This window comes from Streptomyces sp. BL1, assembly GCF_057628045.1.
Window position 1 is genome coordinate 5,232,479 of sequence record NZ_JBXYWZ010000002.1, and the last position, 23,077, is coordinate 5,255,555.

At 72.3% G+C, this 23,077-nt stretch carries 20 protein-coding genes; 14 read left to right on the forward strand and 6 right to left on the reverse strand.

All coding sequences use genetic code 11. The annotated features are described in order from the left end of the window. Positions 1-102 precede the first annotated feature (102 nt). The gene (locus AC3AGO_RS22935; protein ID WP_487822103.1) at positions 103-1,650 is read right to left on the reverse strand and encodes an MFS transporter; all 1,548 of its coding nucleotides are present in this window, start codon (positions 1,648-1,650) and stop codon (positions 103-105) included. A gap of 352 nt (positions 1,651-2,002) precedes the next feature. Between AC3AGO_RS22935 and AC3AGO_RS22940 the strand changes: the two genes are divergently transcribed. The 11 genes from AC3AGO_RS22940 to AC3AGO_RS22990 all read left to right on the forward strand — a co-directional run bounded on the left by AC3AGO_RS22940 (position 2,003) and on the right by AC3AGO_RS22990 (position 12,864). Further along, positions 2,003-3,490, forward strand: a complete 1,488-nt coding sequence (locus AC3AGO_RS22940) for an aldehyde dehydrogenase (RefSeq protein ID WP_487822104.1) — start codon at positions 2,003-2,005, stop codon at positions 3,488-3,490. A 101-nt stretch (positions 3,491-3,591) separates the two neighbouring features. After that, positions 3,592-4,656 (forward strand): VOC family protein, encoded by a 1,065-nt coding sequence (locus AC3AGO_RS22945; RefSeq protein ID WP_487822105.1) that lies wholly within the window; start codon positions 3,592-3,594, stop codon positions 4,654-4,656. After that, the gene (locus AC3AGO_RS22950) at positions 4,653-5,522 is read left to right on the forward strand and encodes an aspartate dehydrogenase domain-containing protein (RefSeq protein WP_487822106.1); all 870 of its coding nucleotides are present in this window, start codon (positions 4,653-4,655) and stop codon (positions 5,520-5,522) included. Before AC3AGO_RS22945 ends, AC3AGO_RS22950 begins: the two co-directional genes overlap by 4 nt. Next, the gene (locus tag AC3AGO_RS22955) at positions 5,519-6,364 is read left to right on the forward strand and encodes an alpha/beta fold hydrolase (protein WP_487822107.1); all 846 of its coding nucleotides are present in this window, start codon (positions 5,519-5,521) and stop codon (positions 6,362-6,364) included. Before AC3AGO_RS22950 ends, AC3AGO_RS22955 begins: the two co-directional genes overlap by 4 nt. An 88-nt stretch (positions 6,365-6,452) precedes the next feature. Beyond that, complete coding sequence (locus AC3AGO_RS22960) at positions 6,453-6,974, forward strand: cupin domain-containing protein (RefSeq protein ID WP_487822108.1); 522 nt, start codon at positions 6,453-6,455, stop codon at positions 6,972-6,974. Beyond that, on the forward strand, positions 6,974-7,744 hold the full coding sequence (locus AC3AGO_RS22965) for an SDR family oxidoreductase (protein WP_487822109.1): 771 nt from the start codon (positions 6,974-6,976) through the stop codon (positions 7,742-7,744). Before AC3AGO_RS22960 ends, AC3AGO_RS22965 begins: the two co-directional genes overlap by 1 nt. A gap of 183 nt (positions 7,745-7,927) precedes the next feature. Further along, positions 7,928-8,725, forward strand: a complete 798-nt coding sequence (locus AC3AGO_RS22970; RefSeq protein WP_487822110.1) for an SDR family oxidoreductase — start codon at positions 7,928-7,930, stop codon at positions 8,723-8,725. A gap of 40 nt (positions 8,726-8,765) precedes the next feature. Further along, on the forward strand, positions 8,766-10,451 hold the full coding sequence (locus AC3AGO_RS22975; RefSeq protein WP_487822111.1) for a thiamine pyrophosphate-binding protein: 1,686 nt from the start codon (positions 8,766-8,768) through the stop codon (positions 10,449-10,451). A 118-nt stretch (positions 10,452-10,569) separates the two neighbouring features. Further along, positions 10,570-11,490 carry a PDR/VanB family oxidoreductase gene (locus tag AC3AGO_RS22980; protein ID WP_487824773.1) on the forward strand — a complete coding sequence of 307 codons (921 nt, stop codon included), beginning with the start codon at positions 10,570-10,572 and terminating at the stop codon, positions 11,488-11,490. 91 nt (positions 11,491-11,581) lie between these two features. Beyond that, positions 11,582-11,809: a recombinase-like helix-turn-helix domain-containing protein gene (locus AC3AGO_RS22985; RefSeq protein WP_487822112.1), complete on the forward strand. Its 228-nt coding sequence runs from the start codon at positions 11,582-11,584 to the stop codon at positions 11,807-11,809. A 5-nt stretch (positions 11,810-11,814) separates the two neighbouring features. After that, positions 11,815-12,864 carry a Rieske 2Fe-2S domain-containing protein gene (locus AC3AGO_RS22990; RefSeq protein ID WP_487822113.1) on the forward strand — a complete coding sequence of 350 codons (1,050 nt, stop codon included), beginning with the start codon at positions 11,815-11,817 and terminating at the stop codon, positions 12,862-12,864. Positions 12,865-12,898: 34 nt separating this feature from the next. On the opposite strand, the gene AC3AGO_RS22995 is transcribed toward AC3AGO_RS22990, so the two are convergent. Both AC3AGO_RS22995 and AC3AGO_RS23000 read right to left on the reverse strand, forming a co-directional pair. After that, positions 12,899-13,453: a MarR family winged helix-turn-helix transcriptional regulator gene (locus AC3AGO_RS22995; protein ID WP_487822114.1), complete on the reverse strand. Its 555-nt coding sequence runs from the start codon at positions 13,451-13,453 to the stop codon at positions 12,899-12,901. A gap of 109 nt (positions 13,454-13,562) precedes the next feature. Continuing rightward, complete coding sequence (locus AC3AGO_RS23000; protein ID WP_487822115.1) at positions 13,563-13,817, reverse strand: hypothetical protein; 255 nt, start codon at positions 13,815-13,817, stop codon at positions 13,563-13,565. Positions 13,818-13,913: 96 nt separating this feature from the next. Here AC3AGO_RS23000 and holA point away from each other — a divergent pair, with 96 nt between their 5' ends. Next, the gene (holA, locus tag AC3AGO_RS23005; RefSeq protein WP_487822116.1) at positions 13,914-14,903 is read left to right on the forward strand and encodes a DNA polymerase III subunit delta; all 990 of its coding nucleotides are present in this window, start codon (positions 13,914-13,916) and stop codon (positions 14,901-14,903) included. 346 nt (positions 14,904-15,249) lie between these two features. Here the strand turns inward: holA and rpsT are convergent, their stop codons facing one another. Further along, complete coding sequence (gene rpsT / locus AC3AGO_RS23010; protein ID WP_487822117.1) at positions 15,250-15,516, reverse strand: 30S ribosomal protein S20; 267 nt, start codon at positions 15,514-15,516, stop codon at positions 15,250-15,252. A gap of 197 nt (positions 15,517-15,713) precedes the next feature. Between rpsT and lepA the strand changes: the two genes are divergently transcribed. Both lepA and AC3AGO_RS23020 read left to right on the forward strand, forming a co-directional pair. Further along, positions 15,714-17,585 carry a translation elongation factor 4 gene (gene lepA / locus AC3AGO_RS23015; RefSeq protein WP_487822118.1) on the forward strand — a complete coding sequence of 624 codons (1,872 nt, stop codon included), beginning with the start codon at positions 15,714-15,716 and terminating at the stop codon, positions 17,583-17,585. Between the two features lie 220 nt (positions 17,586-17,805). Beyond that, positions 17,806-19,701 (forward strand): AMP-dependent synthetase/ligase, encoded by a 1,896-nt coding sequence (locus AC3AGO_RS23020; RefSeq protein WP_487824774.1) that lies wholly within the window; start codon positions 17,806-17,808, stop codon positions 19,699-19,701. A 36-nt stretch (positions 19,702-19,737) separates the two neighbouring features. On the opposite strand, the gene AC3AGO_RS23025 is transcribed toward AC3AGO_RS23020, so the two are convergent. Continuing rightward, the gene (locus AC3AGO_RS23025) at positions 19,738-20,385 is read right to left on the reverse strand and encodes a response regulator (protein ID WP_487822119.1); all 648 of its coding nucleotides are present in this window, start codon (positions 20,383-20,385) and stop codon (positions 19,738-19,740) included. Then, entirely contained in the window at positions 20,382-22,964 is a 2,583-nt protein-coding gene (locus AC3AGO_RS23030; protein WP_487822120.1) for an ATP-binding protein, read from the reverse strand. The genes AC3AGO_RS23025 and AC3AGO_RS23030 overlap by 4 nt, the downstream gene beginning before the upstream one ends. Positions 22,965-23,077 lie beyond the last annotated feature (113 nt).

The following is a 23,077-nucleotide window of genomic DNA, read 5'->3' on the forward strand; positions in this document are numbered from 1 at the left end:
GGAAGGGCCTGGGGCCAGAGGGAGACGTCGGCGGTCAGGACGTCTGGGACCGGAGGGAGACGTCGGCGGGCAGGAGGTGGGGTCGGAAGAAGACGTCGGCGCTCACGGGGAGACGTCCTCCAGGCGTCGGTTGGCCGTTTCCTCGGCGAACAGGCCCGCCACGAGGGCGCCCACGAGGGCCACCGCGGCGAGCATCGCGAAGACGAGGGGCACGTTGCCCGCCGCGTAGACGGAGCCGACCACGATCGGGCCGAGGATCAGGCCCAGCCGGTTGACGGCGCCGCCGACGCTGCTGCCCAGGGCGCGCATCCGGGTCGGGAACAGCTCGGGTGTGTAGAGGTACAGGCAGATGTTGGAGCCGAAGAAGAACACCGCGGACAGCGAGGTCCAGATCAGGACCTGAAGGGGGGTGTGCGCACCGAGCAGCGCGAGGGTGAGCAGGACGGCCGCCGTACCCCCCAGACATACCGTGACCACCCTGCGGCGGCCCGCCCTGTCCACGGTCAGCGCGACGAACAGACAGCCGAGGAAGCCGGCGCTGGAGGTGACGGTCGAGTAGACGAGGGCGTCGGAGAGGGAGAGCCCGTAGTGGCTCCCGTAGATGGTCGGAAGCCAGGAGGTGATGCCGTAGTTGACGAAGTAGCCGGTGAACCAGAGGACGCACACCATCAGGGTGCGGCGCCGGTAGCGGCCGGTGAACAGACCGCGCAGTCCGGTCGCGGCGGCCTCCGCCGTGGTGGCGGGGGCGTCGACGACTCGCCGGCCCGGTGACACGGCGGCGGGCTTCACACCCGCGGCGCCCAAGCCACCACCCGCGGCGCCCAAGTCGCCACCCGCGCCGGCCCCCTGGCCGGCAGCGGCAGCCGAACCAGGAGCCGGAGCGGCGTCGGGGGCCGGGTCGGGGAGGGGGCCCGTGGTGCGGGCGACCTTGGCCTCGATCTCCGTCATCACCGTGGCGGCCTCGTCGAGCCGGCCGTGTTCGGCGAGCCAGCGGGGCGATTCCGGCACCGTGCGCTGCACCAGATAACAGAACAGGCCGGGTACGGCGGCGATGACGTACATCCACCGCCAGCCGAGCGCGGGCACCACCCACGCGGCGACGACCGCGCCCACGGTCAGCCCGGCGGGGAACACAAGTTCGTAGAGGAGGACGAACCGTCCGCGGCGGAAGCTGCGGGTGATCTCGCTGATGAAGGTGGCGGCCACCGGTACTTCACCGCCGATGGCCAGGCCCTGGACGAAGCGCAGCACCATGAAGGGGGTGACGGAGGTGCAGGCGGCCAGTGCCAGGCTGGCCGCGCCGGAGACGGCCACGCACAGCGCGATCACCTTGACCCGGCCGATGCGGTCGGCCAGCCGCCCGGAGAACAGCGCGCCCACCAGCATGCCGAGGGAGCCGACCGTCAGTACGGCGGTGGTCCCCGCGGTGCTGAGGTGCCACTCCTGGCGCAGCTCCGGCATGGCGTAGGCGATGAGGAGCTGGTCGAAGGCCTCGAAGAAGGTGACCACGCCGACGACGAGGCGCACCGTGACGTGCCAGCGGGAGACGGGGAGCCGTTCGAAGCGTGCGGCGATGGCGGCACGTGCCGCCGCGGCGTCGGGTTTTCGGCTGTCGCGGGAGCCGCTGCCGGGGGAGGTGTCGACACTCATCCAGATGTCCTCCAGCGCCGCCGCGGGGAGGCGGCGGAGCGGTTCGGGCCGCGGCGAAGGGCGGGCGCGGCTGGCGGGGAGGGGCGGGCGCCGCCGACGGCGCCCGTGAAGGGGTGCGGCATGTGCCGCACGGCGCTGCCGCGCGGTCGCGCCGCCGTACTGCGGTGCATGACAGGTAACCGCAAAACGTCTTAGGGCTTAAGTTGTATCGGCTCCGCCCCGGCGAGCGTCAAGAGGTAGCGACCCGAAACTGTGCCGGAGTTGAGGCCTTGCCAAGAATTACTTAAGCACTTAGCTTTTTGGTGCTGGCGGGATCTGCCGGCGAAACAGCTCATGGATCGGAGGCCGGAGGATGCTTCAACTCCCCGCGGACGAAGTGCTGCTGGCCGGGGAGTGGCGGCGCGGCGCGGGCGCACCGGTCGAGACCGCCGACCCCGCCACGGGCCGGCCGCTGACCACCGTGCACGCCGCCTCGCCCACCCAGGTCGACGAGGCCGTCGAGCGTGCGGCGCGGGCCGCGGCCGACCCCGGCTGGCGCGAACTGCCGGCTCACCGCCGGGCCCTGCTGCTGCACCGGATCGCCGAGCTGATCGAGCGCGACGCCGAGGCGCTCTCCGCGCTCCAGACGGCCGACACCGGCAAGAGCCGCACCGAGACCCGCGCCCTCGTGCTCTCCGCCGCCGGCACCTTCCGGTACACGGCCGCCGCCGTCGAGACCGCCGAGGACGCCCTCACCCCCTCGCGCGGCGGCTACGTCACCATGAGCGTGCACGAGCCCATCGGGGTCGTCGCGGCCATCACCCCCTGGAACTCGCCGATCGCCAGCGACGCGCAGAAGCTCGCCCCCGCGCTCGTCGCCGGCAACGCCGTGCTGCTGAAGCCCGCCGAGTGGACCCCGCTCGTCGCACTCGCGCTGGGCCGGCTCGTCAGCACGGCGTTGCACGAGGCCGGTCTGCCGGCCGGTCTGCTGTCCGTGCTGGCCGGCAGCGGCAGCGTCGTCGGGGACGCGCTCGTGCGCCATCCGCGCGTCGGCAAGGTCACGTTCACCGGGGGCACCGCCACGGGGCGCACCATCGCGCACGCCGCGGCCGACAAGCTGATGCCGGTGTCGCTGGAGCTGGGCGGCAAGTCGCCCACCGTCGTGTTCGACGACGCCGACCTCGAACAGGCCCTCGCGGGCGTGCTGTTCGGGGTCTTCTCCTCCAGCGGACAGTCCTGCATCGCGGGGTCGCGGCTGTTCGTGGCCCGTTCCCGGTACGACGAGTTCGTCTCCGAACTCACCGCGCGCGCCCGCAAATTGCGCGTCGGACCCGGCGCCGACCCGGCCACCCAGGTCGCCCCGCTCGTGCACCACCGGCACCGGGACGCGGTCGCCGCGTACGTGGACCTCGCCCGCAGCGAGGGTGCGCGGGTGCTGTGCGGGGGATCGGCGCCCGAGGGTGAGGAGTACGCGGACGGCGCGTACTACCTGCCCACCGTCCTGGACGGGCTGCCCAACTCGGCCCGCACCTGCCAGGAGGAGATCTTCGGTCCGGTGCTCGTCGCGCTGCCCTTCGACGACGAGGACGACCTGGTCGCCCAGGCCAACGACACGGTGTACGGGCTCGCCTGCGGCCTGTGGACCCGCGACCACCGCGCCGCCTGGCGAATAGCCCGCCGGATCGACGCGGGCACCGTCTGGATCAACACCTATAAGCAGTTCAGCATCGCCACCCCCTTCGGCGGCATGAAGGACAGCGGCCTCGGCCGCGAGAAGGGGCGTGACGGCATCCGCGCCTACCAGCGCCAGAAGAGCCTCTACTGGGGCACCGACGACAGCCCCCTGCCCTGGGCCGGCTGACCGGCCCGCACGCAACGGCCCCGGCCCGCCCTCCGCGACCTTCCGTCCGCCCGACTTCCCGCCCCCGAGCAGGTCACGCCACATCGCTTGGAGCATCCGCCATGTCCGTACCCGCCCCGCCGGACCCCGCCGCGACCGCCGGCGCGGTCCCGGCCGCCGGCCCGCAGCGGCCGCCCGTCGCCCGGCTGCGCGCCCTGCGCGCCGTCGAGCTGCGCACCCCCGCCCTCACCGAGGCGGCCGACTTCTACCAAGAGGTCTGGGGCCTCGAAGTCGTCGACACTGACCGGGAGTCGGGCGCCGCCTGGCTGCGCGGCACCGGGCCCGAGCACCACGTGCTCAGCCTCAGCCGCGCCGAGCGCAACGGCCTCGGCCGGGTCAGCTTCGCCGTCGCCACCCCCGCCGAGATCGACGAGGCGGCGCGCCGGCTGCTCGCCCGCGGCATCGTGCCCGTCACGGAGCCGGGCCCGCTGGACCAGAACGGCGGCGGGTACGGGCTGCGCTTCACCGACCCCGAGGGCCGGCTCATCGAGCTGAGCACCCAGGTCGAGGCCGTACCGCCGCGCGGCCGGGACGCCGCCGTGCCCGTCGGCGTCACCCACACGGTGCTCAACACCACCGACATCGACGCCCTCGTGGCCTTCTACTGCGACGTGCTGGGTCTGCGCGTCTCCGACTGGTCCGAGCACCAGATGGCGTTCCTGCGCTGCAACGCCGACCACCACTGCATCGCCTTCAACCAGGCGGAGTGGGCGTCGCTCAACCACGTGGCGTACGAGATGAGTTCGGTCGACCACTTCATGCGCGGCCTCGGCCGGCTCCGCCACCACGGGATCACCCCGCACTGGGGCCCGGGCCGGCACGGCCCCGGCAACAACACGTTCTCCTACTTCACCGACCCCGCCGGGCTGGTCTGCGAATACACCTCCGAGGTCGCGCAGATCGTGGAGGACGCCTGGATCGCCCGCGTGTGGCGGCGCGTTCCGGAGCTCTCCGACCTGTGGGGCACGGCCGGGCCGCCGTCCGCCGAGATCCGCGACCACATGGCGGGCATCCCCGACCCGGGCCCCCTCGCCGCCCCCGACACCACTCCGGGTACCGCCCCGGACTCGCCCGCGGGCACCGCGCCGGCAGCCGTGCAGTCCGGCAGCGAGGAGGCCACCGTATGACCGCCCCCACCGAAACACCCGCCGAAACGCCCGCTGAAAGCCCCGCGGCGGAGGTCACTGCCGGAGCCCGCAGGACCCGCCGGGTGGGACTCGTCGGCTGGGGCGCCATCGGCCGCGTCGTCGGCCGGGCCGTCGCCGAAGGAGCCGTCCCCGGCGCCGAGTTGACCTGCATCGTCGACAACCGCGCGCTCGGCGACGGCACGGCCCCCGCACCGCAGCTCGGCTTCGAGGAGGCACTCGAAGCGTGCGATCTGATCGTCGAGGCCGCGGGCCAGGCCGTCGTACGGGAGCGCGGCGAGCAGGTCCTGCGTTCCGGCACCGATCTGCTGATCGCCTCCACCGGCGCCCTGACCGACGAGGACCTCGCGCAGCGGCTGCTCGCCGCGGGACCCGGCCGGGCCTACTTCACCGGCGGCGCCGTCGGCGGCCTCGACCTGCTGCAGGCCGTACGGGCCCTGGGCCCCCTCGACGAGGTGCGGCTCACCACCACGAAGCTCCCCTCCACCCTCGAACAGCCGTGGATGGACGAGGAGTTGCTGGAGCGGATGCGCACCGCCACCGGACCCGTGGAGGTCATGCGGGGCACGGCGCGGGACGTGCCGGTGAAGTTCCCCAAGTCCACCAACGTGGCCGCGTCCGTCGCGCTCGCCGTCGGCGACCCGGGCCGGGTACGGGTCAGCGTCGTCGCCGACCCCGCCGCGTCCCGTACCCGGCACGTCATCGAGGCGTCCGGCGCGCACGGCAGCTACCGCTTCGAGGCGGAGCACCTGCCCGACCCCGGCAACCCGGCCACCAGCCAGGTCGTGCCGTACGCCGTGCTGCGCAGCCTCGCCGCGCTCGCCGGACGGACGGGACAGATCTTGTGAGTACACAGCCCGTGAAAACCCCCTACGACGTCGAGGGCCTGCACGTCGAACGTGCCGGTGACCGGGGCCCGTTGCTGCTCTGCCTGCACGGCATCGGCTCGTCCTCGGCCGCGTTCGCCCCGCAGCTGGAGGCCCTCGCCCCGTACGTACGCGTCGTCGCCTGGGACGCCCCCGGGTATGCCGCGTCCGCCGATCCGGCGGAGCCGCCGGCCCTGGACGGGTACGCCGACACCGTCGCCGCGCTGATCCGCCGGCACGCTCCGGACGGCGAACCGGCCCATGTTCTCGGCGTCTCCTGGGGCGGCGTCATCGCGCTGCGCCTCGCAGCCCGGCACCCCGGACTGGTGGCGAGCCTGATCGTCGCCGACTCCGGCCCCGGTTCGGGCACGGACGAGGCGAAGGCGGCCGCCATGCGTGAACGGGCCGCCGAACTGGAGGAGTCGGGCCCCGCCGCGTTCGCCGCGCGGCGCGCGCCCCGGCTGCTCTCGCCGGACGCGCCGCCGGAGCTGGTGCGGCGCGTCACGGACACCATGGCCGGTGCCGTACGGCTGCCCGGTTACGCGTACGCCGCCGAGTCCATGGCCGCCGCCGACCTGCGGCCCGAACTCCCCTCCGTCGGCGCCCCCGTGCTGGTGCTGTGCGGCGACGAGGACCGGGTGACGGGTCCGGAGGCGAGCCAGGTCATCGCGGGCGCCGTGCACAAGTCCGCGTACGTGATCGTCAAAGGCGCCGGTCACCTCGCGAACCAGGAGCGCCCCGAGGCCTTCAACGCCTGGGTGCTCTCCCACCTGCGGATCACAGCGCGCATCCCCGAACAGCCGGAAACCCCCGCCACATCCTGAACACCTCCGCAACACCCTGAGCCCCCCGGAGAACAGTCCTGAACCGCCCGCCCCCACGCGCCGGTTCACCGTAGACAAGGAGACCCTCATGCCTGTCACCACCACCGAGTACGACAACGGCGGAGACCTCGCCAAGTACACCGACTCCCTCATCGCCAGCAAGGACTCCCGCGAGCCCGACTGGAACACCCTCGCCTTCCAGGCGAAGGCCGGCGACCAGTACCGCCGCGCGCAGATCCGTTACGTGGGCTCCGGCGCGACCGGCAATCACGAGGGCGACAACCGGGTCCTGCCCTCCGGCGGGTTCACGTTCTCCAACATGCTGCTGCCGCCCGGCGCCGAGGGCCCCGAGCACACCCACCACGACGTGGAGGAGGCGTTCTTCGTCCTGGAGGGCCGGGTCAGGGTCGGTATCCACCGCGGCGAGGGCGAGGCGGAGTACCGCACCCTCGGCTACCGCGACATGATCGTGGTCCCGGCCGGGGTGGCCCGCAGCCTGAAGAACGAGGGCGACACCGACGCGCTGTTCTGCGTCATCATCGGCACGCAGAAGCCGCAGGTCCCCACGTACCCCGAGCACTCGCCGATGCACGGCGTGACTCGCGACTGATGACCGCGACGGAGCAGACCGGCGGCATCCGTACGGTCGTCGTCACCGGCGCCGGCCGTGGCCTGGGACTGGCCACGGCCCGCCGGGCCGGCGCCGACGGGCACCGCGTCGTCGTCGCCGAAGTCGACGCGGAGCGCGGCGAGAAGGCCACGGCGGAGCTGCGCGCCGAGGGGATCGACGCGCATGCCGTACGGGCCGATGTCGCGGAGCCCGAGTCGGTCGCCGCCATGGCGGACCGCGTCGCGGAGCTGACCGGCGGCGTGCTGCACGGCCTGGTGAACAACGCGGGTCTCGCGGACGCCGTGGGCGGCAAGGAGTTCCAGGACATCGGCGTCGAGGAGTGGGACCGCATCATGGCGGTCAACGCGCGCGGCCCCTGGCTCGTGGCGCGGGCGCTGCTGCCGCAGCTGGTCGCCTCGGGCAGCGGACGCGTCGTCAACCTCGCCTCGGACGCGGCCCTTTACGGCTCGCCGCGGCTCGCGCACTACATCGCCTCCAAGGGCGCGGTCATCTCCCTCACCCGGGCCATGGCGCGCGAGACCGGCGACAAGGGCGTCACCGTCAACGCCGTCGCGCCCGGCATCACCGAGGGCGAGTCGACGGAGCGGGTGCCCGCCGAGCGGCACGAGCTGTACCGGCTGAACCGGGCCGTCTCCCGGCCGCAGCAGCCCGACGACCTCACGGGCATGATCGCGTTCCTGCTGAGCGAGGAGTCCCGCTACCTCACGGGCCAAGTGATCGCCGTCAACGGCGGATTCACCATGCGGTGACGCCGTGCGGCGTGCAGGGCCGCCAAGGCCGGCACCGGCTTCGCCGGCCGGAACGCCGGGATCCGGCGCCGAACCGGCACCCGTGCCGGGCCCGCACCGGCCCCGCCCCCCCGGTGCACCGGGGGCCCGTACCCCACCCCGCACCCACCCGTACCCCACCCCGCACCCCGGAAGGGAACACCCATGGACCTCGGCCTCGCCGGCCGCACCGTACTCGTCACCGGCGGCAGCTCGGGCGTCGGCCTGGCCACGGTCCGCGCCCTGCTGGAGGAGGGCGCCCACGTCGCCACCTGCGGACGTGACGCGGCCCGCCTGGAGAAGGCGGCCGCCGGACTCCCGTACCGGGAACGGCTGTTGACGGGCGTGTGCGACGTACGGGACGCACAGGCCACCCGCGCCTTCGCCGCCCGCGCCGGAGAGCACTTCGGCGGCCTCGACGCACTGGTGAACAACGCGGGCGCCTCCCGGATGAAGCGCTTCGCGGAGACCACCGAGGAGGACTGGAGGGAGGAGCTGGAGCTGAAGTTCGCCGGCGTGCTCAACCCGCTGCACGCCACGCTGCCGCTGCTCCGCGCCTCCGCGGCGGCCGCTCCCGGCGCCTCCGTCGTCAACATCAACGCCATCCTCGCCAAGCAGCCCGAAGCCCGCCTGATCACCACCAGCGCCGCCCGCGCCGGCATCCTCAACCTCTCCAAGTCCCTCTCCGCCGAGCTCGCCCCGGACGGCATCCGCGTCAACTCCGTCTGCCTCGGCCTGATCGACACCGGACAGTGGGAGCGCCGGTACGCGGCGTCCGGCAGCCCGCTCACGTACGAGGAGTGGCAGCGCGACCTCGCCGACGACCGCGGCATCGCGCTCGGCCGGCTCGGCCGCGCCGAGGAAGTGGCGTACGCCGTCACCTCGTTGCTCTCGCCCCGCGCCTCGTACATCACCGGCACCAGCCTCGACGTCGGCGGCGGTGTCGGCCGCGGCCTCGCCTGACCGGGCCCGCCCGGCCCTCTGCCCCCTGGAGCGTTCACCCATGACCCAGCCCGCATCCCCCGCGGCCCTCAACGGCGGCGACCTGCTCGTCGCCGTCCTCCGCGAACTCGGCGTCGGCACCGTCTTCGGCATCGTCAGCGTGCACAACCTGCCGCTCGTCGAGGCCGTCGACCGTGAGCTGCGCTTCGTCCCCGTACGGCACGAGGCGTCCGCCGTCAGCGCCGCCGACGCGTACGGCCGGGCCCGCGGCGGCATCGGCTGCGCGCTCACCAGCACCGGCACCGGCGCGGGCAACGCGGCGGGCTCGCTCATCGAGGCGCTCAGCGCCGGTACGTCCGTGCTGCACGTCACCGGGCAGATCGACAGTGAACACCTGGGCGCGGGGCGGGGGTTCATCCACGAGACGAAGGACCAGCTCGGCATGTTGCGGGCGGTCTCCGCGTATGCCGAGACCGTCACCGACGCCGGTGAGGCGGGCCGCATCCTGCGCGCGGCGGCCCGCACGGCGCTGACCGACCCGGCGGGCCCGGCGAGCGTGGAGTGGCCGATCGACCTGCAGTACGCGCCCCAGGAGCCCGTCAGCGCGGAGCCGGTGGACACGGAAGCCTCCGTCGCCGAAGCATCCCCGGCATCCGCTGAACTGGACGCGGCGGCCGCGCTGTTGGCCGGTGCGCGCCGCCCCCTGGTGTGGGCCGGCGGCGGCGCCACCCGCGCCCGGCCGCAGATCGCCGCGCTCCTGGAGGCGACCGGCGCCGGACTGCTGACCTCCAACTCGGGCCGCGGCACGGTCCCGGAGGACGACCCCCGCGTCGTCGGCAACTACGCCACGACACCCGCGGGACGCGAACTGCTCGCGGAGGCGGACGTCCTGGTCTCGGTCGGCACCCACTTCCGCTCCAACGAGACGGCGGACTACAGCCTCCGGCTCCCCGGCGCGCACCTCCAGATCGACATCGACGCTGCGGCCCTGTCCCGCGTCTACCCGGCCCGGCACGCCCTCCACGGCCATGCCCCGGACGTCCTCGACGCGCTCCTGGCCCGGCTGCGGGAGACCCGGCTGCCGGAAACCGAGCAGCCGGCACCCGACCCGTCCTGGGCCGCGCGCGTCACCGCCGTACGGGACGACGTCCGTGCCACGCAGCGCGAGGGCCTCGGGGCGCAGGCCGCCGTCTGCGACGCGCTGCGCGCAGCGCTGCCCCGGCGTGCCGTCGTCGCCCGCGATGTGACGATCGCGTCCAGCAGCTGGGGCAACCGGCTGCTGGAGATCTACGACCCGCGCGACAACGTCTTCCCGCGCGGCGGCGGCATCGGCCAGGGCCTCGGCATGGGCATCGGGGCCTCGCTCGCCCGGCCCGACATCCCCACCGTCGTGATGGCGGGCGACGGCGGACTCGCCGTACACCTCGGCGAGTTGCTCACACTGGCCGAGGCCCGGCCCCCGCTCACCCTGCTCGTGTTCAACGACGGCGGCTACGGGGTGCTCCGCAACATGCAGGACCGCTACTTCACCCGCAGGTCCGGAGTCGACCTCGCCGCACCGGACTTCGCCCTCCTCGCGCAGGCGACGGGCCTGCCGTACGCGCGCATCGCGGCGGAGGAGGACGCGGGCCCCGTCCTGGCGGAGGCCACCGCCGCAGGCGGGCCCGTGCTGGTCGAGGTGGACCTCGCCGCGCTCGGCCCCATGAAGACCCCGTTCACCCCGCCGGTCAAGCTCCCCACCGCGTGACGGGAAGAGGACCAGGAGGACCGCGATGACCCAGAACGCGACGACTCGCGACGCGACGCACCCGACGGCGACGTCTCAGGAACCGGCGGACTGGACCGCCGACCTGCTCGTGCACCGCATGACGTGGGAGGCCGAGGGCGTGCTGTCCGTCGAGCTGACCCACCCCGACGGCAAGCCGCTGCCCTGCTGGGAGCCGGGCGCCCATCTCGACCTGGCCGTCGGCGGCCACACCCGCCAGTACTCGCTGTGCGGCGACCCCCGCGACGGCGGCCGCTACCGCGTCGCCGTGCTCGACGAGCCGTCCTCGCGCGGCGGTTCGCGCTACGTCCACACCGCGCTGCGCCCGGGAGCGACCGTCACGGTGCAGGGCCCGCGCAATCACTTCCGGCTGGAGCCCGCGGAGCGGTACGTGTTCGTCGCGGGCGGCATCGGCATCACGCCGCTGCTGGCCATGGCACGGGAGGCCTCCCGCGGCGGCACGCCCTGGCGGCTGGTGCACGGAGGGAAGCGGCGTACCGCGATGGCCTTCGGCACGGAGCTCGGCGAACTCGCGGGCCCGGCCGGCGAGGTGCGCTTCCACCCGCAGGACGAGCACGGCCACATCGACCTGGACGCCGCGCTCGACGGCCTCGACGACGGCACCCTCGTCTACTGCTGCGGCCCCGAACCGCTGCTCGCCGCCGTCGAGGCGCACTGCGCGGAGCGCGGCGCCGCCGACCGGCTGCGGGTCGAGCGCTTCGCGGCCCCGCCGGCCGAACCCGCCGCGGACGACGGCGCGTTCGACGTGGAGCTGCGCCGTACGGGCGGCACCGTACGGGTGGAGCCCGGCACCAGCGTGCTGGAGGCCGTCGAGGCGGCCGGCGTGTCCGTGCCCAGCTCCTGCCGCGACGGGATCTGCGGTACCTGCGAGACCCGGGTGTTGGAAGGCACCCCCGACCACCGCGACTTCCTCCTCAGCGAGTCCGAACAGGCGGCGGGCGCGACCATGATGATCTGCGTCTCGCGCTGCGCCTCCGGCTCCCTCGCCCTCGACCTGTGACCCCCGGCCGTTCCTGACCATCGGCCGTTCCTCACCCCCGGCCGTTCCCGACCACCCGCCGCGCTCGACCACCGTGTCCGAAGGAGCCGTGATGACCGGCAGCGACAGCCCTTATCTCGAGGTGCACCAGAGCCGCACCCACGAGCCGACCCCGTACGAACTCAAGCTCGCCGCCACTCTCGAAGAGGTCTTCACCAAGGAGGGGCACGAACTGCCCGCCGTGGTGGCCGGGCTGAATGCCCGTCAGGTTCCGGCGCCGGACGGCGCGCAGTGGACCGAGCAGTCCTTCCGTGCCGAGATGCACCGCCTGGGAGCGTGACGACCGTGCCGACCACCACCCCGAACGCCTCTGCCACCACCGCGAAACAGACCGCGGACCACATCTACGCCACGGGGCTGCGCAACCAGTGGCACCCCGTCGTCCCCTCGCACTTCGTCGCCCCCGGCGGCATGCGGCGCGTCACCGTGCTCGGCGAACAGTGGCTGCTGTTCCGCCGAGCCGACGGCACCCTGCACATGCTCGCCGACCGCTGCCCGCACCGCGGCGCTCCGCTCTCGCTGGGCAAGCACCTCGGCGACCGGATCGCCTGCTGGTATCACGGCGTCGAGGTCGACGGCGGCGGCACGGTCACCTCCGTACCGGGCCTGCCCGGCTGCAACCTGGAGGGCAAGCAGCTCGTGACGAGCCCGCCCGTGCGCGAGGTGAGCGGCGCGATCCTGGCGTACATCGGTGACGAACAGCACCCCGAGCCCTGCGAGTTGACCCTCCCCGAGCCGCTCACCGACCCCGACGTGGACGCCTTCCTCTGCTACGCGGAGTGGGACGCGCCCTGGCGGTACGGCATGGAGAACCTGCTCGACCCGATGCACGGCGCGTTCCTGCACCACGAGTCGCACACCATGTACGACGGCGACACCACGGCCAAGTTCCGTATCCGCGAGACGGAGCGCGGCTACTTCTTCGAGAAGACCGACCAGCGGGGCGTGAACTTCGACTGGGTCGAGCTGTGCCGTACGGGCGTCGACTGGGTGGACCTGTCCATCCCGTACCCGCCGTCCGCGGGCCCCGGCGGCCCGTTCGGCATCGTCGGCATGATCTGCCCCGTGGACGAGAAGCGCAGCGGCGTCTTCTTCTGGCGCTACCGGCGTGTGCAGGGCTGGGAGCGGGACAGCTGGCGCTTCCTGTACCGCACCCTCATCGAGGAGCGGCACTGGGCGGTCCTGGAGCAGGACCGCACCATGCTGGAGCGGATGCCGCGGGACGCCGACCAGGCGGAGAACCTCTACCAGCACGACCTGGGCGTCGTCCGCCTCCGCCGGCTGTACCGCGCGGCGGCCGAGGAACAGGCCGCGGCCCTGGCGGCGAAGGGATAGACCCCGGGGGGAGGGGCCCGGACCGACGGGCCCCTCAGGCCGCCCCGTCCGCGTCCTCCGCCCCCTCCGCCTCTGCCGTCTCCAGGGACCGCTCCAACTTGCCGAGCAGGCGCGCCAGTTGACGGCACTCGGCGGGGCTCAGCCCGGCCAGCATGCGGCGTTCGTTCTCCAGATGCTCGGTGAAGAGCTCGTCGATCTGCTTGCGGCCCTCCTCGCTGAGCCGCGAGTGCACCACCCGCCGGTCCTCGGGGCCGCGTTCGCGCACGATCAGCCCGTCCTTCTCCAGCCGGTCGATGCGCAGCGTCACCCCGGCCGAGCTGATCAGGCCGGAGTCCGCCAGCTCGCCCGCCGTCCGCCGGTACGGTGCTCCCGCCCTGCGCAGCGCGGTGAGCACGTCGAAGCCGGCCATCGAAATGCCGTACTCCTCCAGGGGCTTGGAGATCTGCGCCTGGTAGCGGATGAAGCTGCGGTGCAGCCGCGCGAACACCTCCAGCGGGGAGGTGTCCAGCTCGGGCCGCTCCCGCCGCCAGTCCTCGACGATGGACGCCACGGCGTCCCGGCGTGCGTCCGCGGTCCTCTTCCGGTCCATTCGGGCGTTCCTCCCTGCGACAAGTCCCCGTCGCTGCCGTACCCCTCGACAGGGAAATCTTAGCCCTCAAGTGATGCGGCCCGGTCCGCGTCGGGCGCCCGCGCAGGTGTCACTCCCGCTCCACCCACCCCTCGTACTTCTCGGCCAACGCATCCAGCGCACCAAGCACTTCCGCCCCGAACCGCGCTACAGGCCCCTCCAGGACCACCAGCCACTGCGCGTCCTCCGCGTCGTCCTCACCGGCCAGCGCCTCGCGCACCACCTGCGGCTCCTCGGGCAGGCCGAAGCCGTCCGCCAGTTCCTCCGCCACGTCCTCGGCCGCGTCCCGGTCCGGCAGCACCAGGATGTGTCGTACGTCAGTCACCCGGCCATTGTCCGCGAGACCGGCGGGCGCAGGTCACAGGGCCCCGGGCGGCCGGTCGCCCCGGCCTGTCGGAGCGGCGTGGGATGCTTGTCCGCGATGGCCGGGAACAGCAAGAAGACCAACGACGACGCCCTCGCGCCGCTCACGCTCGCCGTGGGCCAGGAGGAGCTGCTGCTCGACCGCGCCGTGCAGGAGGTGGTCGCCGCGGCCCGCGCCGCCGACGCCGACACGGACGTGCGGGACCTGGCCTCCGCCGACCTCCAGCCCGGCACGCTGGACGAGTTGACGAGCCCCTCGCTGTTCGCCGAGCGCAAGGTCGTCGTCGTGCGGAACGCGCAGGATCTGGCGGCCGACAGCGTCAAGGACGTGAAGGCGTATCTCGGCTCGCCCGCCGAGGAGATCACCCTGGTGCTGCTGCACGCCGGCGGCGCCAAGGGCAAGGGGCTGCTGGACGCGGCGCGCAAGGCCGGGGCCCGCGAGGTCGCCTGCGCGAAGCTGACCAAGCCGGCCGACCGGCTCGCCTTCGTGCGCAACGAGTTCCGCCGTATCGGCCGCTCCGCGACCTCCGAGGCGTGCCAGGCCCTGGTCGACGCGATCGGCAGCGATCTGCGCGAGCTGGCCTCCGCGGTCACGCAGTTGGCGGCGGACGTCGAGGGCACCATCGACGACGCCGTCGTCGGGCGGTACTACACGGGCCGCGCCGAGGCGTCCAGCTTCACCGTCGCGGACCGCGCGGTGGAGGGCCGGGCCGCCGAGGCGCTGGAGACGCTGCGCTGGGCACTGGCCACCGGCGTCGCGCCGGTGCTGGTGACCAGCGCGCTGGCGCAGGGCGTGCGCGCGATCGGCAAGCTCGCCTCCGCGCCGCGCGGCGCCCGGCCCGGTGACCTCGCCCGCGATCTGGGCATGCCCCCGTGGAAGATCGACCGGGTGCGCCAGCAGATGCGCGGCTGGAGCGCGGACGGGGTGTCGACGGCGCTGCGCGCGGTGGCCGCGGCCGACGCGGCGGTCAAGGGTGGCGGCGACGATCCGGAGTACGCGCTGGAGCAGGCCGTTATCACGATCGCGGGGGCGGCGCGTTCTCGCTGAGCGCGTGAGCCGTTTCGTGTGCCCCGCGGCTCTGTGGGGCGGGTGCGGCTCGCACTGTGGTTTTGCGCAGTTCCCCGCGCCCCTTATCCGCGCAGTTCCCCGCGCCCCCTGATCGCGCCGTTCCCCGCGCCCCCTGGACAAGAGGAAGGCCCCGCCTGCGCTCTGGGGAAGAGCGAGGCGGGGCCTTCGTCTGATCAGAAATCGCGTAGCGATCCTTTTACGCCGCACCCGCGTGGCGAACGCAGGCCGCGTGCGGCGCCTGTTCACAGAAGAGCTGTGAGCCAGAGGTCGGCGCGCGGCGGAATGAGAGGGCCCGCCGTGGACCGCGCCGGCCGATGAGAGCGGGTCAGCCCTTGAGGGAGGCGACCTTGCTGGCGAGGGCCGACTTCTTGTTGGCCGCGTTGTTCTTGTGCAGAACACCCTTGCTGACGGCCTTGTCGAGCTTGCGGTCCGCGAGACGCTGGGCCTCGAGGGCCTTCGCGCTGTCGCCGGCGGCGACGGCCTCACGGGTACGGCGGATGGCCGTCTTCAGCTCGGACTTGACCGCCTTGTTGCGCTGGCGCGCCTTCTCGTTGGTCTTGATCCGCTTCATCTGGGACTTGATGTTCGCCACGAAAGAGCCTTTACGGTTCGATGATTTCCGTTCAGAGACCCTGCCGACCGGCGCTCTCTTGCGAGGGAACCGGCAGCAGGCACAGTGGCCCAGCCTACCAGCGGCCCTCTCCCGCCTCCCAATCCCGGCGGAGCCCCTCGCGCATGGGACCATGGGGGCACCGACGTGACCGACGCAGCGACCCGACAGGACCCTGAGTGCCCGCGACCCCATCGAACGTGCCGGAGCCGAGCCGTACCGACCCGGCGCTGATCCGTAACTTCTGCATCATCGCGCACATCGACCACGGCAAGTCGACGCTTGCCGACCGGATGCTCCAGCTCACCGGGATCGTCGAGGACCGGCAGATGCGTGCCCAGTACCTCGACCGGATGGACATCGAGCGCGAACGCGGCATCACGATCAAGTCCCAGGCCGTACGCATGCCCTGGGCGCCCACGGACGCCAAGGACAGCCCGCACGTCCTCAACATGATCGACACCCCGGGCCACGTCGACTTCACGTACGAGGTCTCCCGGTCCCTCGCCGCGTGCGAGGGCTGCATCCTGCTGGTCGACGCGGCACAGGGCATCGAGGCGCAGACGCTCGCCAATCTCTATCTGGCGATGGAGCACGAGCTCCAGATCATCCCGGTGCTGAACAAGATCGACCTGCCCGCGGCGCAGCCGGAGAAGTTCGCCGCCGAGCTGGCGCACCTCATCGGCTGCGAGCCGGAGGACGTGCTGAAGGTCTCGGCGAAGACCGGCGAGGGCGTCGGGGAGCTGCTGGACGAGGTCGTCAAGCTGGTGCCGGCCCCGGTCGGCGAGGCGGACTCCCCGGCCCGCGCGATGATCTTCGACTCGGTGTACGACGCCTACCGCGGCGTCGTCACGTACATCAAGGTCGTCGACGGCTACCTCGGCAGGCGCGAGAAGATCCGGATGATGTCCACAGGGGCGCAGCACGAGCTCCTGGAGATCGGCACCAACTCGCCCGAGATGACCCCGGTCGAGGGCCTCGGCGTCGGCGAGGTCGGCTATCTGATCACCGGTGTGAAGGACGTCCGGCAGTCCAAGGTCGGTGACACCGTCACCCGGCTGAACAAGGGCGCGACGGAGCAGCTGCCCGGATACAAGGACCCCAAGCCGATGGTGTTCTCGGGGCTCTACCCGATGGACGGCTCGGACTATCCGCTGCTGCGCGACGCGCTCGACAAGCTGCTGCTCAACGACGCCGCGCTGACGTACGAGCCGGAGACCTCGGCCGCGCTCGGCTTCGGCTTCCGCGTCGGCTTCCTCGGCCTGCTGCACCTGGAGGTCATCCGGGCGCGCCTGGAGCGGGAGTTCGGCCTCGACCTGATCGCCACGGCGCCGAACGTGATCTACCACGTGACGATGGAGGACGGCGAGGAGCACATCGTCACCAGCCCGACCGAGTTCCCCGAGGGGAAGACCGACAAGGTCACCGAGCCGATGGTGAAGGCGACGCTGATCGCCCCCAGCGAGTTCGTCGGCGCGATCATGGAGCTGTGCCAGAGCCGCCGCGGCAACATGCAGGGCATGGACTATCTGTCCGAGGACCGGGTGGAGCTGCGCTACACGCTGCCGCTCGCCGAGATCGTCTTCGACTTCTTCGACGCGCTGAAGTCCAAGACCCGCGGCTACGCCTCCCTCGACTACGAGCCGTCCGGTGAGCAGAACGCCGACCTGGTCAAGGTCGACATCCTGCTGCAGGGCGACAAGGTCGACGCCTTCTCCGCGATCGTGCACAAGGACAAGGCCTACTCGTACGGCACCCGCATGGCGAACAAGCTGCGCGAGCTCATCCCGCGGCAGCAGTTCGAGGTGCCCATCCAGGCGGCGATCGGCGCCCGCGTCATCGCCCGCGAGACGGTCCGCGCGATCCGCAAGGACGTGCTGTCCAAGTGCTACGGCGGCGACATCTCCCGGAAGCGGAAGCTGCTGGAGAAGCAGAAGGAGGGCAAGAAGCGGATGAAGGTCGTGGGCCGGGTCGAGGTCCCGCAGGAAGCCTTCATCGCGGCGCTCTCCACCGACGACAGCACCGGCGGCGAGACGAAGCCCAAGAAGTAGCCCGCTCCGCCCCGTCCGCCCCCGTTGTCCCGGTGTTCCCGGGGCGCGGGGGCGGAGTGCTGTCCTGCGCCGTGTGACGATCGCGGGGTGATCCGGGAGTGCTCGTGTTCCGACGACGGCCCTCCCCTTACATCAGCGGACTCGGACGCCTAGGCTGACCGGCACTCAAGAGTTACTCGTGAGTCATCAAGCAATGGTGCTGCTGGGCCCGGAGGATGTCGTGAGCGACGCACAACCCATGACCGAGAACCGCCCGCCCTCCGTGGCGGCACTCTTCCTGGAGCGGGTCGAGTCCACGCCCGCGGCGGAGGCCTACCGCTATCCCGTGCCGCCCGCCTCGGGGGACGGCCCCGACGAATGGCGCTCCTACAGCTGGGGCGAGGCCGCCCGGCACGTCTTCGGGATCGCCGCCGGCCTGATGGACCTGGGGGTGAACCCCGAGGAGCGGGTCGCCATCGCCTCCAACACCCGCGTCGACTGGATCCTCGCCGACCTCGGAATCCTGTGCGCGGGCGCGGCCACCACCACGGTCTACCCCAGCACCAACACCGAGGAGACGGCGTACATCCTCGCCGACTCCGACAGCCGCGTGCTGATCGCCGAGGACGTCTCGCAGCTCGCGAAGGTACGGGAGCGGCGCGCCGAACTCCCGCACCTGGCGCACGTCGTGCTCATCGACCCGGAAGGGTCCGAGGAGGGCGCGGGGGAGGACCCCGAGGGCTGGGTGCTCACCCTCGAGGAGCTGGAGCGGCGCGGCGCCGTCTACCGGGAGAAGAACCCGGAGGCCATCAAGAACACGGTGCAGGCGCTGCGCGCCGACCAGTTGGCGACGCTCATCTACACCTCCGGTACCACCGGGAAGCCGAAGGGCGTCCGGCTGCCGCACGACTGCTGGTCGTACATGGCCAAGGCCATCGCGCAGACGGGCCTCGTCACCAGTGAGGACGTGCAGTACCTCTGGCTGCCGCTGGCGCACGTCTTCGGCAAGGTGCTCACCGCGGGCCAGATCGAGGTCGGGCACGTCACCGCGGTCGACGGCCGGATCGACAAGATCATCGAGAATCTGCCGGTGGTGCAGCCGACGTACATGGCCGCCGTGCCGCGGATCTTCGAGAAGGTCTACAACGGGGTGGCGGCGAAGGCGAAGGCCGGCGGCCCCGCCAAGTACAAGATCTTCCAGTGGGCGGCCGGCGTCGCCCGCGAGTACGCGAAGGTCACCCAGGACAACTTCCGCCGCACCGGCCGGAACACCGCGCCCGCCGGGCTCAAGGCCAAGCACGCCGTCGCGGACCGGCTCGTCTACGCCAAGCTGCGCGAGGCGTTCGGCGGCCGGCTGCGGGCCTGCGTCTCCGGCTCGGCCGCGCTGGCACCGGACATCGGCTTCTTCTTCGCCGGCGCCGGCATCCACATCCTGGAGGGCTACGGCCTCACCGAGACCAGCGCCGCCAGCTTCGTCAACCCCGGCGAGGCCTACCGCACCGGCACCGTCGGCAAGCCGCTGCCCGGCACCGAGGTGCGGATCGCGGAGGACGGCGAGATCCTGCTGCGCGGCCCCGGCGTGATGGCGGGCTACCACGGCCTGCCGGAGAAGACGGCCGAAGTCCTGGAGGACGACGGCTGGTTCCACACCGGCGACATCGGCGAGCTGTCCGACGACGGCTACTTGAAGATCACGGACCGCAAGAAGGACCTGATCAAGACCTCCGGCGGCAAGTACATCGCGCCGGCCGAGGTCGAGGGCCAGTTCAAGGCGCTCTGCCCGTACGTCTCCAACATCCTGGTGCACGGCGCCGACCGGAACTACTGCACGGCGCTGATCGCCCTCGACGAGCCGTCCCTGCAGGCCTGGGCCGACGAGCAGGAGGGCCTGAAGGGCAAGCCGTACTCCGAGGTCGTCACCTCCGACGCGGTGCGCGAGCTGATGGACGAGTACATCGAGCAGCTCAACGGCACGCTGCAGCGCTGGCAGACGATCAAGAAGTTCCGGGTGCTGCCGCGCGACCTGGACGTGGAGCACGGCGAGCTCACGCCCAGCCTGAAGCTCAAGCGCCCCGTCGTGGAGCGGGAGTTCGGCGACCTGATCGAGGAGATGTACGCGGGCTCCCGCGAGGCCTGACGCCCGCCCGTCCGCACGCGGTCTGCCCGGCCCGGTTCACGGCATCCGGCCGGGCAGCCGCTCGGAGAGCTCGCGCAGCACGTCGGCCATGCGGGCGACGTGCTGCGCGAGCTCCGCCGCGTCCGGCACCGGGCCGGTCCCGCCGTCCTCGTCGGAGCTCGGCTCCGCGGCCTCGCCGGACAGCTGCCGCTCCACCGCGCCGAGCCGCTCGGCGAATTCGTCGAGGCGGCCGCGCTCGACCGCGAGCAGCCGCTCCAACTGCCGGTTCTTGCGGTGCAGTTCGAGGAAGACCGACACCTTGGTGCGCAGCACCCACGGGTCGAAGGGCTTGGTCAGATAGTCGGCGGCGCCCGAGGCGTAACCGCGGAAGGCGTAGCCGGCGTCGGCCGCCGACTCCGCGCCGGTCAGAAAGATGATCGGCACGTCCTTGGTCTGGTCGAGCCGCTTGATGTGCGAGGCGGTCTCGAAGCCGTCCATGCCGGGCATCAGCACGTCGAGCAGGATCAGCGCGAACTCCTGGCGCAGCAGCGCCTTCATCGCCTCCTCGCCCGAAGTGGCCCGCACGAGCGGCACGTCCAGCGCGCCCAGCACGGCTTCCAGGGCGACGAGGTTGTCCTCCATGTCGTCGACGAGCAGGATGCCCGCGTCGCCGTGCGGGGCGGTGTCCGTGGTCCCTTGGGTCATTTCTGCCTCGTGGAAGATTGCGGGTCGAGCAGCGCGAGCACCGTGTCGAGGAGCCGGCGGGTGTCGACCGGCTTCGGCACGTATGCGGACGCGCCCGCGGTCAGGGCAAGTTCACTGTCGCCGGGCATCGCCTGGGCGGTCAGGGCGATCACCGGCAGCTGCGCGAAGCGCGGGTCGGCGCGCATCGCGCGCATGGCTTCGCAGCCGTCCATCACCGGCATCATGATGTCCATCAGGACCAGGTCGACCACGGGGTCGCGGTCGAGACTGTCGATGCCGTCGCGGCCGTTCTCGGCATAGCGCACCGCCATGCCGACCCGGCCCAGCACGTGGGTGAGGGCGAAGACGTTGCGGATGTCGTCGTCGACGATCAACACCCGTGCCCCGCCCAGGATTTCGGCCGCCCGACCCTGCTGCCAGGGGCCGAGGGTCGGCACCTCGTCGCGTGCCACCCCGCCGGCGTCCTGAGCGGGAGGCTCCTGCGCGGGGAGGTCCTGCGCGCCGCCGTCCTGCCGGGGGAGGCCCCGCGCCGGGAGGTCCTGCGCGGGGAAGTCCTGTGCGGGGACGGAGGGAACGGGAAGCGTGGCCGCCTCCGGCTCCGCGGGCACGTCCGCCGGGTCCTTCGCGGGCACCGCGGTGGCGCCCGCCTCCTCGCAGCTGTTCGCGGCCGGTACGTACAGCGTGAACGAGCTGCCCCGGTGCGGATCGCTCTCCGCCGTGATGCGGCCGCCGAGCAGCGCGGCCAGCTCGCGGCTGATGGACAGCCCGAGCCCGGTGCCGCCGTACGTACGGTGGGTGGAGCTCTCGGCCTGCTGGAACGCCTCGAAGATGTGCGGCAGCCGGTCGGCGTCGATGCCGATGCCGCTGTCGGACACGGTGAAGGCCAGCATGTCCCCGCTCTCGCCGTCCTCCTCCCGGTCCACGAGCGCGACGTGCAGGGCGACGGTGCCCTCGGCGGTGAACTTGAAGGCGTTGGAGAGCAGATTGCGCAGGATCTGCTGGATCCGCCGCTCGTCCGCGTGCAGATCGCGGGGCGCGTTCTCGGCGACGGTCACGGAGAAGCCGAGGCCGCGGTCGAGGGCGAGCGGACGGAAGGTCTCGTGCACGTAGTTGAGCAGCTTCAGCAGCGGAAGCCGCTGCGGGCGTACGTCCATCCGGCCCGCCTCGATCTTCGACAGGTCCAGCACGTCGCTGATCAGCTGGAGCAGGTCGTTGCCCGAACGGTAGATCGTCTGCGCGAACTTGACCTCTTTGTCGGAGAGATTGCCCGACTCGTTGTCCGCGAGCAGCTGGGCGAGCACGAGCAGGGAGTTCAGCGGGGTGCGCAGCTCGTGCGACATGTTCGCCAGGAACTGCGACTTGTACTGCGAGGAGGCGGCCAGCAGGGCGGCCTTCTCGGACAGTTCGGTGTTCGCGCGGACGGTGTGCAGGGCGACGCCCATGGTGTGCACGAACTGGTCGAAGAAGGCCAGGTGGATGTCGCTGAACGTACTGAAGGAGGCGAGCTCGACCACGCCGAGAACACGTTCCTCGTACAGCACCGGCAGGATCACCACACAGGCCGGCGCGGCGGCCCCCAGCCCGGAGGCGATCGGCAGATAGCCGGGCGGCACCTCGGTGAGCAGCACCCGGCGGCGCTGCGAGGCGACTTGGGCGATCAGCCCGCTGCCCGGTGTGCCCGGCAGCGGCCGCTCGCCCACCCGGTACAGGGACGTGCCGTACCCGGCGACGTACGACAGCCGGGCCGGCTCGGGGGCGGCCTCGGCCTCCGGGGACCCGGCGAGGTAGAACGCCCCGAACTGGGCGTCCACCAGCGGTGGAAGCTCCCGCATGATGAGCTCGGCCACGTCCCGGATGTCCCGGCGGCCCTGCATCAGGGCGGCCAGCCGGGTGATGTTGGACTCCAGCCACTCCTTGGCGCGGGTGGTCTCGCGCAGGTCGGACACCATCCGGTTCACCGCCTCGGCCGCGTCCCGCCAGCTGCCGGACAGCCCGCTCGTGGTGGTGTGCGGGGCGCTGGCCGCGGAGCGGCGGCCGCCCTCGCCGTCCTCCTCCGCGGCCCTGGTCACCTCGCTGGTGAACAGGGACAGCTGATCGGTCATCCGGTTCACCGTGCGGCCCAGCAGCCGGAGTTCGCCGCGGACGGGGCGGCCGGACTCGGACAGCTGCACGCGCTGGGACAGGTCGCCGTCGGCGATGGCGGACAACACCCGGGTCGCGTCGGCACGGGTGGCGAGGAGGGCGTCAAGGAGCGCGTTGACGGCGTGCACCGAGTCCGCCCACTCCCCCCTGCCGGGGCTCTCGCTCAGCCGCTCGTCCGTCCTGCCGTGCCGCAGTATGCCCCTGTGCACATTCCGCAGTTCACCCGAGAAATGCCGGGAGCGCGCCGCGACATCGTTCACGGCGCGCGCCAGCTGCGCGGGAATGCCCAGGCCGGCGGCTTCCGGCAGGGCAACCTGTGCGGTGAAGTCGCCGTCCCGCAGCGAGTGCAGCGCGTGCAGCACGGGCCGGAGTTCGGAAGCGCGCACCCACGTGTCCCCGGCGTGTTCCCCGGGAGGCGCGGCGGTTTCTGCAGCCATGGACAGCCACCACTTCCGTAACTCGGTGCGTACGAGCGCCGTCAGTCTGTCACTCTTGCGGTACCGCGCTGGACCCAATGACAGAACTCCTGGGAGTTGCACGTGGGGACGAT

Bases quoted from the DNA above. Each gene is read 5' to 3' on its own strand.
- AC3AGO_RS22935 (WP_487822103.1), bottom strand. From the start codon at position 1,650: ATGAGTGTCGACACCTCCCCCGGCAGCGGCTCCCGCGACAGCCGAAAA.
- AC3AGO_RS22940 (WP_487822104.1), top strand. From the start codon at position 2,003: ATGCTTCAACTCCCCGCGGACGAAGTGCTGCTGGCCGGGGAGTGGCGG.
- AC3AGO_RS22945 (WP_487822105.1), top strand. From the start codon at position 3,592: ATGTCCGTACCCGCCCCGCCGGACCCCGCCGCGACCGCCGGCGCGGTC.
- AC3AGO_RS22950 (WP_487822106.1), top strand. From the start codon at position 4,653: ATGACCGCCCCCACCGAAACACCCGCCGAAACGCCCGCTGAAAGCCCC.
- AC3AGO_RS22960 (WP_487822108.1), top strand. From the start codon at position 6,453: ATGCCTGTCACCACCACCGAGTACGACAACGGCGGAGACCTCGCCAAG.
- AC3AGO_RS22965 (WP_487822109.1), top strand. From the start codon at position 6,974: ATGACCGCGACGGAGCAGACCGGCGGCATCCGTACGGTCGTCGTCACC.
- AC3AGO_RS22970 (WP_487822110.1), top strand. From the start codon at position 7,928: ATGGACCTCGGCCTCGCCGGCCGCACCGTACTCGTCACCGGCGGCAGC.
- AC3AGO_RS22975 (WP_487822111.1), top strand. From the start codon at position 8,766: ATGACCCAGCCCGCATCCCCCGCGGCCCTCAACGGCGGCGACCTGCTC.
- AC3AGO_RS22980 (WP_487824773.1), top strand. From the start codon at position 10,570: ATGACGTGGGAGGCCGAGGGCGTGCTGTCCGTCGAGCTGACCCACCCC.
- AC3AGO_RS22985 (WP_487822112.1), top strand. From the start codon at position 11,582: ATGACCGGCAGCGACAGCCCTTATCTCGAGGTGCACCAGAGCCGCACC.
- AC3AGO_RS22995 (WP_487822114.1), bottom strand. From the start codon at position 13,453: ATGGACCGGAAGAGGACCGCGGACGCACGCCGGGACGCCGTGGCGTCC.
- holA (WP_487822116.1), top strand. From the start codon at position 13,914: ATGGCCGGGAACAGCAAGAAGACCAACGACGACGCCCTCGCGCCGCTC.
- AC3AGO_RS23025 (WP_487822119.1), bottom strand. From the start codon at position 20,385: ATGACCCAAGGGACCACGGACACCGCCCCGCACGGCGACGCGGGCATC.
- AC3AGO_RS23030 (WP_487822120.1), bottom strand. From the start codon at position 22,964: ATGGCTGCAGAAACCGCCGCGCCTCCCGGGGAACACGCCGGGGACACG.